This is a genomic window from Vibrio sp. DW001, from assembly GCF_029016285.1.
Lineage (GTDB): Bacteria > Pseudomonadota > Gammaproteobacteria > Enterobacterales > Vibrionaceae > Vibrio.
Window position 1 is genome coordinate 197,585 of record NZ_CP091975.1, and the last position, 14,534, is coordinate 212,118.

Here is a 14,534-nt window from a genome sequence, read left to right on the forward strand (position 1 = left end):
TTATCTAAGGTGTTACTGAAAGCAAGTATAAACATAATCTACTTCGTCTGGCAAAACTTCCTTTCACGTAAGGTGTTGTTGAGCAGCCTGGTAAGGACCTAGAATTTTAGACAGTTTCTAGCTCATCGAAATAACGTCGTTCATATTCATTCGGCGACAAGCCATTATTTGTGCCATGATTTCTTTTAGGATTATAGAAACACTCAACGTAGTTAAATATTTCTGCCTTAGCTTCAGCACGATTTTTGTAGATTTTTCGTTTAACTCTATCTTTCTTAAGTAGCGAGAAAAAACTTTCCGCCACCGCATTATCATGGCAGTTTCCACATCGACTAATACTCGTTTCTAAATTGTGTGCATTTAGAAAACTGCGCCAATCTGACGAAGTATATTGAACACCTTGGTTTGAATGAACGAGTACTTTTTCTTTTGGCCTTCTGCGCCAAACAGCCATAAATAAAGCATCGATACTAAGTCTGCCTTCGGGCTACTCTTCATTGTCCATCCAATCACTTTCCTAGAAAATAGGTCAATAACTACCGTGACGTATAACCAACCCTCATGAGGGCGAATATAAGTAAAATCAGTCACCCAATACTGATCTGACTGATTGACTTTAAATTCTCTATTTAGCGTATTTGGTGCTGCTGGATGTTGGTTACCTGAATGAAACCCTAGATGTTGCCTATAACCACGAATAGCTTTGATTTTATGTTGCTTCATGATATCGAGAACTCGGTTTTTACCGCAATTTTTACCATCACTTTTTAGATCAATAGTGATATTTCTATAGCCGTAAGTACAACCACTTTCTAACCAGAACTGCTTGATTTCTCCTAGCAAACGCAGATCTTCTCGCGCTTTCTTACTCATAGGTTGACGTCGCCATGCATAAAAACCGCTACGATGAATACTAAGTACTTGGCACATCAGTAAGACTGGAAAACGTTGGAGTCGAGATTTTATGAACGTGCACTTTTCTTTGACTCGCCCGCAAAGTACACGGTGATAAGTTCAAATGGTCACTGTAACAATGCAGGATAACTAACGATGAAGCGGACATTTACACAAGATGAGAAAGACTTATTTTTTAAACTTTGGAAAGCTGGAGCTGGCTTTAGCGACATAGCAAGAGTTCTTGATTAGAAGCCTGATTCTATGTTTTCAATTTTACGAGAACATGGTGGTATCCAGCCCCAAGCTCGATGCAGATCTAGACATCATCTCACTTTGGAAGAGCGTGAAGAAATTCGTGCAGGTTTATCAGCAAAACTAAGCATTCGAGAAATGGCCTCAAAACTCAATAGAGCACCCTCTATTATATGCCGGGAAATAAATAAAAATGAATACCGGATTAAGACAATTAGTCTCAGAAAAGCTAGAATTAAACTGGTCTCCTGAAAAAATCACGTTATATAGAATCGCAGATTGTTAAGATCTTGAAGGAAGTTGAGGCTGGCCGAAAGGTATCGGATGTCTGTCGTGAATACGATATTTCAGATGCTACGTATTATAATTAGAAGTCCAAATACGGCGGCATGAGTAGCTCGGATATCAAGCGATTAAAAGAGCTTGAAGATGAGAACCGACGATTAAAAAAAATGTACGCAGATTTGAGTTTGGATAACGTCATTCTTAAAGACATTATCGAAAAAAAACTGTAAAACCATCGGTTCGCCGTGCGCTGGTTGATTATGTGATAAAAACGCACAACATCAGTCTACGCAGAGCTTTCCGAGTTGTTGGCATTAGTGACTCAGTTTGTCGATATCAGCCTGATCCCCATCAGACGATGAGATCATTGATGCACTTCAAAAAGTGGTGAACGTTATCCCGCTTACAGTTTTAGTAAGTTATTTAAAACTCTAAAATGATGGCATTACAAATGGAACCATAAGCGAGTTCATCGAGTATATTGTTTGTTGAACTTGAATATGCGTCGACACGGTAAGAGGCGAATAGCAACGCGTAATCCAATGCCGCTGTGCGTCCCGGGGAAAGTAAATGTGTGCTGGTCTATGGATTTTATGAGCGAATCATTACTGTGTGGCAGACGTTTTTGTACATTTAACCTTTTAGACGATTTTAATTATGAAGCACTCGCAGTAGAAATTGATTTGAGTTTACAGACAGCACGTGTCCTTCGAGTACTTGATCGGCTTGTTGCGTGGCGTGGTTATCCAGAGATTACTTGAACAAGAAAGTCATCACGATCCATATAATCTGTTATTTCTAAGTCGACCAGATTCTCGAATTTCTTACCGTTTTTAAGGTTGTCAACAACAAGGATGTCATTGATGCCTTGGTCATTAAGTGTTTTGATAATGTTGCTGCCGATCATGCCGGCTCCACCTGTTAAGATGATCATAGATAACCTTACCTATTACACTGAATATAATAAAGGATTATATCAGCTGTGGTGCAGCAGGCAAAAGGAGGTTGTAAGAAACTAGTGTATTGTGATCAAAATGCCACTTCCGCCTATAAATTTGCTTTGCATCACACTTTATATTAATTCTTTACATGTTTTCCTATATAGTATCCTCAAATTTATTACCTATACGCTTGAGGGTACGGCTAACCCTTGAGCGATAACATGTTTGGAATGGATGTTAATATGTCAAATGTGACCCAGAGCGATTCTAGCTCTCGAGTAACCTATCAATCACTTTCCACAGAAAAATATCAGAATTTGCAGATGAATAATGATGAAATTGACTTAAAAGAGTTATTTGTGGTTTTGTGGGCTGGTAAAGTATGGATCTTAGGCATAACGTTGCTATTTGCTGTGGGCGTTACTGTATTTTCTCTAAGGCAACCGAGTGTGTATGAATCAAAAGCAGTATTGGTGATTGATGCAGACCCTTACTCTATAGGGGTCAATATTGGCCCTCAAGGCAACCATGCTCTACGTATTATAGCTGGAAAAGAAGCTATAATACGTATTCAGAAGATGACTGACGTCCCGATTTCTCGATTAAATATTTCATCTACTGGAGATATAATTACCGTTTCCCAGCAGGGTCTAAACCCTAGTTTGATTTTTAGTAATGTCCAAGTGTTTACTGAAAATATTAATAAAGTATTAGTTGAATTGGAATTGGATAAAGCTGAGCTTGCGCTAGTTCCTTTAAAGTCGCTTATTAACACAACAGATAGCCCCACGGTTAAAGAAGTTCTAGCAGAAAAATACGCAGAGCAATTGTATAAAATTGCTCTGCTAAAAAGCCCAAGTACAGAACTTGCTCGTGTGACTCAAGAGCCAGTAGAAGCAACCAGCCACGTTAAATCAAAACGTATGCGGAATATTTTATTTGGCACACTTCTTGGCAGCATGCTGGGCGGGGTGCTTGTGCTGATTGTGTTTATGTTTAGGAAAAAAGAGTAAGTACAGGAATTCAATTCCAATAATATAATAAAGAAATGTATCATTTATCGCCTTGGGTATGCGTTTACAACCTATGGGCGGTAGCGTATAAAAATTTAAATAAGGATTAATAAATGTATTTGTTTACAAGTGAAGTGGTAGCACCAGGTCACCCTGATAAATGTGCAGATATCATCTCAGACTCTATTGTTGATGCACTTATCATTCACGATTCACAATCACGTGTCGCTAGCGAAGTTTTTGTTGCTGGTAAAAATATCATTATTGGTGGTGAAGTAAAAACAACAGCCAATCTTTCACAAGCGGATTATGAAAAAATTGTAAAAGATGCATTGATTAAGATTGGTTACACGGGGAAAAGTGCTTTCACAAATGAGCAATGCTTACACCCTGATGATATTAACGTTCAAGTATTATTAAATCAGCAATCACCTGACATCAACCAAGGGGTTGACCAAAAAGACGGTGAGACAGGTGCTGGTGACCAAGGCATTATGTTTGGCTATGCTATTGCAGAAACGGCCGACTTTATGCCTTCTGCTATTTCTTACGCTCGAATGCTTAGTGATAAGGTATACCACTATGCGCTAAGTCATGATCATAAACTTGGTGTTGATATCAAAACTCAAGTTACGGTTGATTACGGTAACAAAGAAAACTTCGAAAATGGTAAGCCTCAAAGAATTCACACAATCGTCGTTTCAGCACCATCTGTAGAAAACATGCCAATTGAAGAAGTTCGTACTTTAATTCAAGGTTTAATTGACGATACTGGTTTACCAACTGACCTCTATAATCCACAAGAAACTATTATACATATCAACCCAACAGGTCGTTATGTAAACCATAGTTCCTTACATGATTCTGGTTTAACTGGGCGTAAGTTAATAGTAGATTCATTTGGTGGTTATGCTCCTATTGGTGGTGGTGCACAGTCATCTAAAGATTACACAAAGGTTGACCGTTCTGGTTTATATGCAGGTCGTTGGTTAGCGAAACATATTGTAGCAGCAGGTCTAGCGACTAAATGTATCGTTCAGCTTTCTTATGCTATCGGTGTAGCAAAACCAACGTCTGTTTCAGTAGATACTCAAGGAACGTTTACCAAAGTAGATGATGATGAATTATCACAATTTATTATTGATAACTTTTCTTTAACGCCAAATTGGATTACGAAGAAATTTAATTTAGATAAACCAAGTTCTGAAACCTTTCTTTATGCCGATGTGGCATCTCGTGGTCAAGTTGGACAAAGTGACTATCCTTGGGAACAATTAGATGAAATAGAAAAATTTCAATCATTCAATTAAGTAAAGTGATTAAGGTTTTGAATACGTAAACGGACTATTATTAATTAGGCTTGTCTCTTATGAGTTTTTCAATACAAAATGCAAAAATTGCGATTATTGGCTTAGGCTATGTAGGACTTCCATTAGCGGTTGAGTTTGGAAAAAAAACACCAACAATTGGTTTTGATATTAACCAAATACGCATTGATGAATTGTCTCAGGGACAAGACTTTACGCTTGAATGTAGTAAAGAAGAATTAGGCGAGGCGGAATATCTCACTTATACATCCTCTCTCGAAAAGCTAAGGGAATGCAACGTATATATAGTCACCGTTCCTACACCTATAGATGGGCACAAACAGCCAGATTTATCACCGTTGGTTAAAGCATCTGAGGCGTTAGGAACAATTGTAAATAAAGGTGATGTGATTATTTATGAATCTACAGTATACCCTGGAGCGACAGAGGAAGTTTGCATACCAGTTATAGAATCAGTTTCAAACTTAATATTTAATCAAGATTTTTTTGCTGGCTATTCACCGGAGAGAATTAATCCCGGAGATAAAGAGCACCGAGTTACCAATATTCTTAAAGTTACTAGTGGTTCAACACCGGAAGTTGCTGAATTTGTTGATCAATTATATAAAATGGTCATCACGGCTGGAACTCACAAAGCTTCGACGATTAAAGTTGCGGAGGCAGCAAAGGTAATTGAGAATACTCAGCGGGATGTAAATATAGCGCTAATTAATGAGTTGTCGATTATCTTTAATAAACTAGATATTGATACTTTAGAAGTTTTAGAGGCTGCTGGAACAAAATGGAATTTTTTACCTTTCCGTCCTGGTTTAGTCGGTGGGCATTGTATTGGTGTTGATCCTTATTATCTTACGCATAAAGCACAAACTGTCGGCTATCACCCTGAGATGATTCTAGCAGGCCGTCGTCTTAATGATAATATGGGTAAGTACGTCGTGTCACAACTGGTGAAGAATATGTTGGGAAAACGTATTCACGTGGAAGGGGCTAATGTATTAATCATGGGTTTAACTTTTAAAGAAAATTGTCCAGATTTACGTAATACCAAGGTCGTTGATATTGTATCTGAACTTAAAGAATACAATATCAATGTTGATATTACTGATCCATGGTGTTCAGATGAAGAAGCTCGTTATGAATACAACCTATCACTTACCGAGCCTAAAATTAATTATTATGATGCTATCATCATTGCTGTTGGGCACAGCGAGTTTAAGGCTATGGGTGTAGAAGCTATACGTAGTTTGGGTAAAGAAATTCATGTACTTTATGATTTGAAATACGTTTTAGATAAATCAGATGTGGATATGCGTCTGTAATTACTATTTTTATAGATATTAGGCCATGATATATTCTTCTCACACGCGAGTAAATTATGAACAAATTCGAGAAAATTAAGCAAGAACTAATGATTGCACCTAAAACTTGGTTAATAACTGGAGTCGCTGGCTTTATTGGTTCAAATCTTTTAGAAACACTATTGAAATTAAATCAAACGGTAATTGGCTTAGATAACCTCTCAACAGGTCACCAATATAATCTTGATGAGGTACAAGAGTTAGTTACCGATGGTCAATGGGAAAAATTTGTTTTTATAAACGGTGATATTTGTAATTACGAAAACTGCCAGTCTGCAATGAAAGGCGTCAATTATGTACTGCACCAGGCCGCTTTAGGTAGTGTACCGCGATCAATTGCTGATCCTATTGCTACCAATGCGGCAAATGTCTCTGGATTTATTAATGTGCTTACGGCAGCTAAAGAAGAAGAAGTTAAAAGTTTTACCTATGCTGCAAGTAGTTCTACCTACGGAGATCACCCCGCTCTACCTAAAGTGGAAGAAAATATAGGTAATCCATTATCCCCCTATGCAGTAACTAAATACGTAAATGAGTTGTATGCAAATGTATTTGCTCGTACGTACGGATTCAAATCGATAGGTCTTCGTTATTTTAATGTATTTGGTCCAAGACAAGACCCTAATGGTGCGTATGCTGCAGTTATTCCAAAATGGACTGCTTCTATGATTAAAAGGGAACAAGTCTTCATTAATGGCGATGGCGAAACTAGCCGTGACTTTTGCTTTATTAACAATACTGTTCAAATGAATATTCTTGCAGCGACGGCGTTGGACGGAGCAAAGGATCAAATTTATAATGTAGCGGTAGGTGATAGGACAACACTAAATATCCTTTTTAAAGAAATTGCAAAACATTTAGATGTTGAAAATGTCGAACCTATATATCAAGAGTTTAGACCGGGAGATGTTCGCCATTCTCAAGCGGATATAGGGAAAGCCAAAGATAAATTAGGGTATGAACCTGAATATGATATTTATCTAGGATTAGAGAAAGCAATGCCTTGGTACAAAAATCATGAAATAAATAAGATACATTATTAATATGTATCTTCCAAGATTTTTCAAATAGATATAATAAGAAATCAGTCAAGAGAGCTGTTATGAAAGTTTTAGTTACTGGAGGTGCTGGATTTATTGGCTCAGCAGTTATCCGACATATAATTAATAAAACTGACGATAGTGTAATTAATGTCGACAAATTAACTTACGCTGGGAATCTAGACTCGTTGGTAGAGATAGAAAGTAGTGATCGCTACTCCTTTGAGCAAGTTGATATTTGCGATCGAATTGAATTAGATAAGATATTTTCTTTGCATAAACCTGATATTATTATGCATCTTGCGGCAGAGTCTCATGTGGATCGATCAATAGATTCTTCAGCGGAGTTCATCCAATCAAATATTATAGGAACTTATACTTTACTTGAGTCTTCTCGTGCATATTGGTTGGGGCTTAAAAAAGAGAAAAAAATATCTTTCCGATTTCACCATATATCAACAGATGAAGTTTATGGGGACTTGGAAGGCACAACCGAGTTATTTACTGAAACAAGTTCATACCAGCCAAGTAGCCCATATTCAGCAAGCAAAGCTTCAAGTGATCACTTAGTACGAGCATGGCAGCGAACTTATGGTTTACCTACAATCATAACTAACTGCTCAAATAATTATGGTCCTTATCATTTTCCTGAGAAACTTATTCCGTTAGTCATTCTTAATGCTCTAGAAGGTAAATCGTTACCAGTATATGGTAAAGGTGACCAAATTCGCGATTGGTTATATGTCGAAGACCATGCTAGAGCTCTATATCAAGTAGTAACAAAAGGTGAAATTGGGGAAACATACAATATAGGTGGGCATAATGAGAAGAAAAATATGGAAGTTGTACAAACCTTATGTGAAATTCTTGATGAGTTAATACCAATATCAGAAAATCAGGTGTTCTCTTCTCTCTCATTACCCTTTACTCAGTATTCAGAATTAATTACGTTTGTAGTAGATAGACCAGGCCATGATGCACGTTACGCCATTGATGCAAGCAAAATCGAGCGAGAACTCGGGTGGTATCCGATCGAAACATTTGAAACTGGATTAAGAAAAACAGTTGAATGGTATTTAGCGAATAGTGAGTGGTGTAAGCGAGTTCAGGATGGTACATATCAACGAGTACGTTTAGGAGTGAATTTATGAAAGGTATTGTATTGGCTGGCGGAACTGGAACTAGACTCTACCCTATAACCAAGGGAGTTTCAAAGCAGCTCTTACCTGTTTATGACAAACCAATGATCTATTACCCTCTATCTGTTTTAATGCTTGCTGGGATTAAAGATATTTTAATAATAACGACTCCAGATGAGCAGAGTAGTTTTATTCGACTTTTAGGTGATGGCAGTGACTTTGGAATTAATTTACGTTACAAAGTGCAACGTCGTCCAGAGGGTTTGGCGCAGGCGTTTATAATTGGTGAAGAGTTTATTGGTGGTGATAACGTTTGCCTAGTTCTGGGCGATAACCTTTTTTGGGGACAACGTTTCTCTGATATGTTGTATAAAGCTTTTTCCAAAAAAGAGGGCGCTACAGTTTTTGGTTATCAAGTGAAGGACCCACAAAGATTCGGTGTTGTCGAATTTGATGATAATAAAAAAGTGCTTTCAATTGAAGAAAAACCTAAAAAACCAAAATCTAATACTGCTGTGACTGGGTTATATTTTTACGACAATAATGTTATCGAAATTGCAAAAAAGGTTAAGCCATCACCAAGGGGTGAATTGGAAATAACAAGCATCAATCAAGCTTATATGGAAGAAGGACTATTGAATGTAGAGCTACTAGGTAGAGGTTTTGCTTGGCTTGACACAGGGACTCACGAAACGTTATTAGATTCAGCTATGTTTGTTGAAACGATAGAAAAAAGACAGGGTTACAAGATTGCATGTTTAGAAGAAATCGCCTTAATTAATGGTTGGATTACTAAGGAAAAAATAAAAAAACTAGCAGAGCCGATGTTAAACAATGATTATGGACAATATCTTTTAAGCTTAATAGAGGTGTAACTGAATGGAATTTGTCAATACAAACATTGCAGGGATATTTATCTGTAAACCCTATGTTTATAGTGATGAGCGAGGTTATTTTGTCGAAAGTTTTAATAAAAAAGAGCTTGATAATTTCCTTGGTTATACAATTGATTTCTGTCAAGACAATGAATCTCAATCATCGTTTGGTGTGTTAAGGGGATTGCACTTTCAAAAGCCACCTTACGCACAAAATAAATTAGTTAGAGTAATAAGTGGTGAAGTTTTGGATGTCGCGGTCGACTTGAGAGAAGGCTCAGCAACATTCGGGAAAAGTATTTCGGTGAAATTAACTGGAAAAGACAAACATCAACTATTTATACCTAAAGGGTTCGCACATGGCTTTGTTGTGTTGAGTGAAGAGGCTATATTCGCCTATAAAGTCGATAATTATTATAACCAGCAAAGTGAAAGTGGAATATTATTTAGTGATCCTAAGCTAGCTATTGATTGGGAAGTTAACAAAGAACTATTAATTTTATCACAGAAAGACGAATTATTACCAATCTTGTCGGACATGCCAAAAATATTTGTAGATGAAGATACCAATAATCTAAGGGAATAATAATGGAAAAGAAAGTTTTATTCAAAGTACATATGCCATCATCAGTTGATGAGCCACTATTGAAAGTGTTACATAGTGGTTTTATTGGACAAGGTACAAAAGTTGATGAGTTTGAAAATAAACTAGGCGACTACTTCGGTAATAAAAAAGTGTTAACGTTAAATTCTGGAACATCTGGCCTTCATCTGGCTTTAAGACTTGCGGATGTTGGTCCTGGTGATGAAGTTATAACGACAGCAATGACTTGTACTGCGACGAATATGCCTATTCTAGCTGCAGGTGCAAAAATCGTGTGGGCTGACATTGATCCTATTACGGGATTAATTTCATCAGAAGAAATAAAGAAGAAAATTACGACAAATACCAAGGCTATAATAATGGTGCATTTTGGTGGGATTCCATGTGATATAGATGCTATTAATACTATTGCAAAAGAGCACAATATTAAAACCATTGAAGATGGAGCTCATGCAATAGGTGCTGATTACCGCAATGAAAAAATTGGTAACCATTCTGATTTTGTCATGTTTTCTCTACAAGCAATCAAGCATTTTACGACAATAGATGGTGGGTTGTTGCTGTGTAAAAGTGAAAGTGATTATGAACGAGGGAAACTCCTAAGATGGTATGGAATTGATAGGGATGCAAAACGAAAAGAATTTAGATGTGAAGAAGATATATTAGAATATGGCTATAAATTTCATATGAACGATATTTGTGCAACAATTGGTATCGAACAATTAAAATACATAGATGAAATTGTCAGTAAGCATATAGATAATCAAGAGTATTATGATAAAGCGTTGCAAGGTGTTGAAGGGGTAACTGTTATAAAAAAACCCTCTATATCGAAATCCTCATCTTGGTTATATACTATGCACATAGAGAAAAGAGATCTTTTCAGTACTTGGATGGAAAACCAGAAAATAATGACATCCAGAGTCCACGAGAGAAACGACAAGCATACAGCTTTTCATGAAAGTCTTTGTAGCCTTCCATGCCTTGATTTATTCAACAAAACACAAATATCAATTCCAGTTGGGTGGTGGATTACTACCGAAGATAGAGAGTATATAGTATCCAAAATAAAAGAGTTTTCAAACTTACACCTGTCATAATATTATTGTGAATTAATTTACCTGATTAGGAATTACTCAATAAATATTAACCGCTTTAGTAAAAAGGAAAAGTAATCTTATTCTAATAGCATTTAGTATATAATTATCCTGAAGTGCATGATAAGTACTACTGTCTAAGTAGCCCTTTAAAGACTATTTCCCTTACTAGGTTGACTAAATTATACCATTTAGTGATCAGTGTGAAAGAATAGTATAGAGGGAAACCGTACGAACATCATTGATATATAAGGGCTGTAATAATATATGAATGTCAATTTTTGAAGGCATGCTTTCCATTATTGAAACATAACTTGATGAAATTAAAGATCCGATTGTAGATCATTTTCCATGTTTTCTAATGTCTCTGAATGAAACCATAGACCTAATATGGATCGCGTTTCAACGATGTTTTATCGCTTGGATAAAAGATTGTCACACGGAAAGTGAAGTGATAGCGATTGATGGTAAAACGTTGCGTGACTCTTATGACCGTTCAAAAGAGAAAGGCATCAAGGAATGTTGGAAAAAGCTTTAGATGATTATTTTCGAATGTATGTGCTTCAAAAATTCGATGGTAGCTCATACAGAACACAAGAAAAAAACCATGGAAGAATGGCTTTAGTTAATCGTGATTTATCGGTTGTGGACGATATAACACATGAATGGCCGGGGTTAAAAACAATGGGTATTGTTGCCTCAGCTTGGCAAGAATCTTCGGTCGCGACAGAACAATATGTGAGTATTCGTTATCAAAAGAATTAGAGGGACAAACGTTGCTTGAAGCTACGCGCTCTCACTGGGGTGTAGAGGTGATACATTGGTCACTTGATACTGCATTTTTTGAAGAGAATTCACGAATAAGAGCGGATGATCGTGCAGAGGCTTTTGCAAGGATCAGACAGGTATGCTTGAACTTACTAAAGAGCGAAACTATCTTTAAAGGTGGTATTAAACGTAAGCGGTTGAACTGCGCAATGGACGAAAACTACCTAAGTAAGGTTCTAGTAAGCTTGCGTAACGGTTATGTTCCTGCGGTTTCCGTGTGGCTATCTGTATGTATTAGCCAAGCTCAATATATATAATGTTAGTACGCCAAGAATTCCAAAGTTATTAGCTTTTTAGAACTGATCTTTTTCACCTGATGAAAATATCTAGATTGAATTTTAAGAAATGTAAGGGAGCCTATATGTTTATAGATAACGATGGTTTTGGATTGAGAACAATTGAGAGTGAAGATCTAGGCTGGATAAAAGAGTTAAGGAATTGTAACTCAACTTGGAAAAACCTAGAGCAAGTACATCCTCTCAACATGAATGATCAGGTAGGTTGGTTTGAAAGACTACAAGCAGACAATTCAAAAGAATATTTTATATTTACAAATAACAAAAATGACTGCATTGGATTAGTAAGGATAACAGACATTGATTATATTAATAGAAAGGCTTGTATTGGCCTAGATATAAGAATTGCATTTAGAGGAAAGAAATTGGCTACAATTGCTTATGCTCTAATCTTTGACTATTTGTTTAATTATAGAAATTTGAATCGATTGTACTTGTTTGTTTTAGAAACGAATGTAGTGGCATTAAATCTATACAAAAAAATTGGTTTCATGGAAGAAGGAAGGCAAAGAGAGGCAATAATAAGAAATAATCGGAAATTGGATTATATTATGATGAGCTTATTATCATCTGAATTTAGAAGGATGAGTTGTGCAAAATAATCCCATTATTACAATTTTGACTGTAAATTACAGAACATCTGATTTTATAGATTTGATGTTGTTTTCATTTGAAAAACTGACCAAAAATCAGTATAAGGTTTTGGTTTGTGATAACTTTTCTACAGATAAAGAAATAGAAAAGTTAACTAAAATAACTGATAAATATAATAATATTGAGGTCATCTTCAGGAAGCAATCTCAGTTTGGTAGTGTTGGCCACGCTGAGGCGATTGATCTATTGATATCAAAAGTGGACACACCGTACTTTGTCACGATGGATAGTGATGCGCTGTTCTTGAAAAAAAACTGGGATGAGGAATTAGTATCTAAACTAAATAGAAAAATTAAATTGATTGGGACTACATTGGCACCCAACAAACATAATTCTAAACCGACAGACTTTCCGCTTGCTTTTGCTGTTTTATATGAAACTAAAACATTTAAAGAGTTAGATATTTCCTTTATGCCAAAGGATGTTCAGGACAACCCATCTCAAGATACAGGTTGGGAACTACGAAGTAAATATTTGAGCCATAACTTTATTGGAACTGTATTCGAAGGGAAAAATACAAAGATTTCTTTAGACACTCCATTTGGGAGTGTCTATTGTGCAGTGTATTACCTTGACAATAAATTAATTGCATCACACTTTGGAAGAGGAAGCAGTGGTGGCGTTGCAAAATACAGCACAAAATGGTGGTTTAAAATACCATATATATCGAGATTTATACGTAAATATATAGCGCTAAAAGAAAAAAAAGAATGGATTAATATTTGCTATAATATCATTGAAAAAGAAGCATTATAATGCTAAAAAAAGAGAATTTTATCTTTTTACTATTTTCAGTTATTAGTATGTTAATAGGTATTGTTTCTACGTATTTATTATCAAATTATTTTACTGTTGAAGACTTTGGTAAAGTTCAATTATTACTCACCTTTGTTGGTGTCTTTTCTATTTTTGGTTTATCTGGATTTGATGTGGTGATTCAGAAACAGATATACAATAAAGATGATGGATTTGTATATTATTTGCTAAAAAATATAATGCCATTATCATTAATGTTATTAACACTAGTAGTATTTATAATTTTGCTCTGCATCGAAGAAGATTATTACCTTATTTTATCTGCTTTCTTGATTTCGAGTTTTAACCTGTTTGATAGAACAAGTGCCATTCTAAATTCCAAGTTAAAATTTAAAATTATTAGATATATAGAACTCATAACGAAAGTAGTCTTTTTTGGGGTTGTAGTTGTTTCTGTTTACATAGGAGTAAATGCACCTAATTATATTTTTATTTATACAACGGTAGGAATGAGCATTGTTTTATTTAGAATAATATATAGTAAATCGCTTTTAACTATAAAATCCAAACCAAATATTAATTATAAATACTTGATCAGTGGCGGAATAAGTACCACTTTCTCGTCATCTTTTACCGTGTTTACAAACTATTCTGAAAAACTAGTTTTGGGATATCTAGATACAAGTCAGTTAGCTATCTTTACTATAGCTCAGTTGTTCCCTAGAGTGTTAAAAGATAATATAAAAATAGTTTTATCACCAACACTAAATACTTGGGCATCTCGTGGGTTTAAGTATTACAAAACAATGATACGAAAAAATGAAGCTATACTTTGGGGGGTTGGTATTTTATTCTATATAATACTGTATTTCATGGTGGATTTTTTTATTAGTAACTTTTTTGTAAAATATACAGATTCAATTTTAATTTCACAATTGTTATCAATCACGATAATATTTAAATTTGTAGAAAGTGTAAAAATGAGCAGCATGGCATTAAGTGACCACACGCCTGTATTTAACAAGATAAATAATATATCTAACACATTAAAAATATTGCTAGTGACATTTTTAGTGAATATATATGGAATATATGGTGCAGTGGCTACAATATTGATTGTGGAAGTTGTAAGGTTTTTATTCATGACTAAAGAATTCAATAGGCTATAAAA

At 35.5% G+C, this 14,534-nt stretch carries 14 protein-coding genes and 4 pseudogenes; 16 read left to right on the plus strand and 2 right to left on the minus strand.

The genetic code is table 11. From position 1 onward, the window contains the following. Nucleotides 1-106 precede the first annotated feature (106 nt). Nucleotides 107-1,004: pseudogene (locus L3V77_RS00925) on the minus strand (IS3 family transposase); the annotation flags it as partial. 46 nt (nucleotides 1,005-1,050) lie between these two features. Here L3V77_RS00925 and L3V77_RS00930 point away from each other — a divergent pair. Continuing rightward, nucleotides 1,051-1,411: pseudogene (locus tag L3V77_RS00930) on the plus strand (helix-turn-helix domain-containing protein); the annotation flags it as partial. Beyond that, nucleotides 1,398-2,183: pseudogene (locus L3V77_RS00935) on the plus strand (transposase); the annotation flags it as partial. The pseudogenes L3V77_RS00930 and L3V77_RS00935, both read left to right, overlap by 14 nt. Here L3V77_RS00935 and L3V77_RS00940 read toward each other — a convergent pair. Then, nucleotides 2,180-2,368 (minus strand): annotated as a pseudogene (locus L3V77_RS00940) (NAD-dependent epimerase/dehydratase family protein); the annotation flags it as partial. The pseudogenes L3V77_RS00935 and L3V77_RS00940 overlap by 4 nt on opposite strands. Nucleotides 2,369-2,617: 249 nt before the next feature. Between L3V77_RS00940 and L3V77_RS00945 the strand changes: the two are divergent. From L3V77_RS00945 to L3V77_RS01010, 14 genes are all read left to right on the plus strand, one after another. After that, the gene (locus L3V77_RS00945; RefSeq protein WP_275135355.1) at nucleotides 2,618-3,388 is read left to right on the plus strand and encodes a Wzz/FepE/Etk N-terminal domain-containing protein; all 771 of its coding nucleotides are present in this window, start codon (nucleotides 2,618-2,620) and stop codon (nucleotides 3,386-3,388) included. Between the two features lie 113 nt (nucleotides 3,389-3,501). Continuing rightward, nucleotides 3,502-4,698, plus strand: a complete 1,197-nt coding sequence (gene metK, locus L3V77_RS00950; protein ID WP_275135356.1) for a methionine adenosyltransferase — start codon at nucleotides 3,502-3,504, stop codon at nucleotides 4,696-4,698. Nucleotides 4,699-4,757: 59 nt separating this feature from the next. Beyond that, the gene (tviB, locus tag L3V77_RS00955) at nucleotides 4,758-6,035 is read left to right on the plus strand and encodes a Vi polysaccharide biosynthesis UDP-N-acetylglucosamine C-6 dehydrogenase TviB (protein ID WP_275135357.1); all 1,278 of its coding nucleotides are present in this window, start codon (nucleotides 4,758-4,760) and stop codon (nucleotides 6,033-6,035) included. Nucleotides 6,036-6,091: 56 nt separating this feature from the next. After that, nucleotides 6,092-7,117 carry an NAD-dependent epimerase/dehydratase family protein gene (locus L3V77_RS00960; RefSeq protein WP_275135358.1) on the plus strand — a complete coding sequence of 342 codons (1,026 nt, stop codon included), beginning with the start codon at nucleotides 6,092-6,094 and terminating at the stop codon, nucleotides 7,115-7,117. Between the two features lie 59 nt (nucleotides 7,118-7,176). Next, on the plus strand, nucleotides 7,177-8,265 hold the full coding sequence (gene rfbB, locus L3V77_RS00965; RefSeq protein ID WP_275135359.1) for a dTDP-glucose 4,6-dehydratase: 1,089 nt from the start codon (nucleotides 7,177-7,179) through the stop codon (nucleotides 8,263-8,265). Next, nucleotides 8,262-9,128, plus strand: coding sequence for a glucose-1-phosphate thymidylyltransferase RfbA (gene rfbA, locus L3V77_RS00970; protein ID WP_275135360.1), 867 nt, complete (start codon nucleotides 8,262-8,264; stop codon nucleotides 9,126-9,128). The genes rfbB and rfbA overlap by 4 nt, the downstream gene beginning before the upstream one ends. Nucleotides 9,129-9,132: 4 nt before the next feature. Next, nucleotides 9,133-9,714: a dTDP-4-dehydrorhamnose 3,5-epimerase gene (gene rfbC / locus L3V77_RS00975; protein WP_275135361.1), complete on the plus strand. Its 582-nt coding sequence runs from the start codon at nucleotides 9,133-9,135 to the stop codon at nucleotides 9,712-9,714. 2 nt (nucleotides 9,715-9,716) lie between these two features. Continuing rightward, nucleotides 9,717-10,832 carry a DegT/DnrJ/EryC1/StrS family aminotransferase gene (locus L3V77_RS00980; RefSeq protein ID WP_275135362.1) on the plus strand — a complete coding sequence of 372 codons (1,116 nt, stop codon included), beginning with the start codon at nucleotides 9,717-9,719 and terminating at the stop codon, nucleotides 10,830-10,832. Between the two features lie 358 nt (nucleotides 10,833-11,190). Next, complete coding sequence (locus tag L3V77_RS00985; RefSeq protein ID WP_275136807.1) at nucleotides 11,191-11,367, plus strand: hypothetical protein; 177 nt, start codon at nucleotides 11,191-11,193, stop codon at nucleotides 11,365-11,367. Next, on the plus strand, nucleotides 11,349-11,594 hold the full coding sequence (locus tag L3V77_RS00990) for a hypothetical protein (RefSeq protein WP_275135363.1): 246 nt from the start codon (nucleotides 11,349-11,351) through the stop codon (nucleotides 11,592-11,594). Before L3V77_RS00985 ends, L3V77_RS00990 begins: the two co-directional genes overlap by 19 nt. A gap of 11 nt (nucleotides 11,595-11,605) precedes the next feature. Then, complete coding sequence (locus tag L3V77_RS00995) at nucleotides 11,606-11,914, plus strand: hypothetical protein (protein WP_275135364.1); 309 nt, start codon at nucleotides 11,606-11,608, stop codon at nucleotides 11,912-11,914. 104 nt (nucleotides 11,915-12,018) lie between these two features. Further along, the gene (locus tag L3V77_RS01000; protein ID WP_275135365.1) at nucleotides 12,019-12,555 is read left to right on the plus strand and encodes a GNAT family protein; all 537 of its coding nucleotides are present in this window, start codon (nucleotides 12,019-12,021) and stop codon (nucleotides 12,553-12,555) included. Then, a complete protein-coding gene (locus L3V77_RS01005; protein WP_275135366.1) occupies nucleotides 12,545-13,363 on the plus strand; it encodes a glycosyltransferase in 819 nt (272 codons plus the stop codon). The genes L3V77_RS01000 and L3V77_RS01005 overlap by 11 nt, the downstream gene beginning before the upstream one ends. Beyond that, on the plus strand, nucleotides 13,363-14,532 hold the full coding sequence (locus L3V77_RS01010) for an oligosaccharide flippase family protein (protein WP_275135367.1): 1,170 nt from the start codon (nucleotides 13,363-13,365) through the stop codon (nucleotides 14,530-14,532). The genes L3V77_RS01005 and L3V77_RS01010 overlap by 1 nt, the downstream gene beginning before the upstream one ends. Nucleotides 14,533-14,534: the final 2 nt, after the last annotated feature.

Bases quoted from the DNA above. Each gene is read 5' to 3' on its own strand.
- L3V77_RS00945 (WP_275135355.1), top strand. From the start codon at position 2,618: ATGTCAAATGTGACCCAGAGCGATTCTAGCTCTCGAGTAACCTATCAA.
- metK (WP_275135356.1), top strand. From the start codon at position 3,502: ATGTATTTGTTTACAAGTGAAGTGGTAGCACCAGGTCACCCTGATAAA.
- tviB (WP_275135357.1), top strand. From the start codon at position 4,758: ATGAGTTTTTCAATACAAAATGCAAAAATTGCGATTATTGGCTTAGGC.
- L3V77_RS00960 (WP_275135358.1), top strand. From the start codon at position 6,092: ATGAACAAATTCGAGAAAATTAAGCAAGAACTAATGATTGCACCTAAA.
- rfbB (WP_275135359.1), top strand. From the start codon at position 7,177: ATGAAAGTTTTAGTTACTGGAGGTGCTGGATTTATTGGCTCAGCAGTT.
- rfbA (WP_275135360.1), top strand. From the start codon at position 8,262: ATGAAAGGTATTGTATTGGCTGGCGGAACTGGAACTAGACTCTACCCT.
- rfbC (WP_275135361.1), top strand. From the start codon at position 9,133: ATGGAATTTGTCAATACAAACATTGCAGGGATATTTATCTGTAAACCC.
- L3V77_RS00980 (WP_275135362.1), top strand. From the start codon at position 9,717: ATGGAAAAGAAAGTTTTATTCAAAGTACATATGCCATCATCAGTTGAT.
- L3V77_RS00985 (WP_275136807.1), top strand. From the start codon at position 11,191: ATGTCTCTGAATGAAACCATAGACCTAATATGGATCGCGTTTCAACGA.
- L3V77_RS00990 (WP_275135363.1), top strand. From the start codon at position 11,349: ATGTTGGAAAAAGCTTTAGATGATTATTTTCGAATGTATGTGCTTCAA.
- L3V77_RS01000 (WP_275135365.1), top strand. From the start codon at position 12,019: ATGTTTATAGATAACGATGGTTTTGGATTGAGAACAATTGAGAGTGAA.
- L3V77_RS01010 (WP_275135367.1), top strand. From the start codon at position 13,363: ATGCTAAAAAAAGAGAATTTTATCTTTTTACTATTTTCAGTTATTAGT.